Raw genomic sequence first — 1030 nt, 5'->3', positions numbered from 1 at the left:
TCAACCGTTCATCCGAACGCTTGCTAGCTAACGGCAGTCAACTAGAGCTGCTGTTTAACCTTAATGAAATTCAACCAGTGAGAGCCTAACATGTCCAAACCTTTGTACGTCTTTGATATGGACGAAACTCTAATCAACGCCGACTGTGCGATGATTTGGAATGCGTTTTTGGTTGAAAAAGGCATAGCAACGCAATCAAACTTCATAGAGGAAGATCAGCGTTTAATGGCCTTGTACGCAGAAGGCAAAATGGACATGGAGGACTACCTAGAATTCTGTATGGCGCCATTGGCTGACATGCCCGTTGCATACGTCCATACGTTGGTAGAAGAGTGTGTAGAGCACCACATCCTGCCTAAGCAGTTTGAGCAATCCAAAACGTTGATAGCACAGTTGGATCGCGATGACATCGATATGGTTATCATCTCTGCGAGCGTGACATTCTTAGTCGAAGCGGTCGGCCGTCGATTAGGAATTCCCGTCGCATTAGGAATTGATTTGGTTGAGAAGCACGGCAGCTACAGCGCTGAAATTGCAGGCGTTCCGAGTTATCGTGAAGGCAAAGTTATACGCTTGAAAGCATGGTTAGATGCTCAACCAGAATCTTATTCTGAAGTCCATTTTTACACCGACTCCATCAATGATTTACCTTTATGCGAATACGCAGATTACGCATATTTGGTGAATCCTTGCCCTCAATTAAAAGCACGCGCAGATAACGCCAATTGGACGGTTTTGTCTTGGGATTAGCCGTCAACATCTCAAGCGAATCTTAACAAAGTAAAAGAGCGAAATAGGCTGCTCTTTTACTTTCTTGGCTTTAATTTCCATCGTACCTAAGAGCATAACCTACCACTCAAACACGCTGCTGCTCTCGCGCAAAAACAAAACACATTATTAACAAACGCAAGGACTTATGTCACCTTAATCTGAGATATGAAAGATTGAGAACATACTGAGAGCGAATTTATATAACAAAAACAAATAAGCAAAATTCAATTTATGAGTCAATTGGTTATCAAAAACTGAG

General features: G+C 42.5%; 1 protein-coding gene. It reads left to right on the top strand.

Features of this window, described 5'->3' with window-relative positions; all coding sequences use genetic code 11:
• Nucleotides 1–90 precede the first annotated feature (90 nt).
• Nucleotides 91–750 (top strand): HAD family hydrolase, encoded by a 660-nt coding sequence (locus R8269_RS26295; RefSeq protein WP_318223049.1) that lies wholly within the window; start codon nucleotides 91–93, stop codon nucleotides 748–750.
• Nucleotides 751–1030 lie beyond the last annotated feature (280 nt).

It is taken from the genome of Vibrio sp. Vb0667, assembly GCF_033391095.1.
This window is presented reverse-complemented; position numbering and strand designations above follow the sequence as displayed.

Coding starts and splice junctions, on each gene's coding strand:
- R8269_RS26295 (WP_318223049.1), top strand. CDS start 91: ATGTCCAAACCTTTGTACGTCTTTGATATGGACGAAACTCTAATCAAC.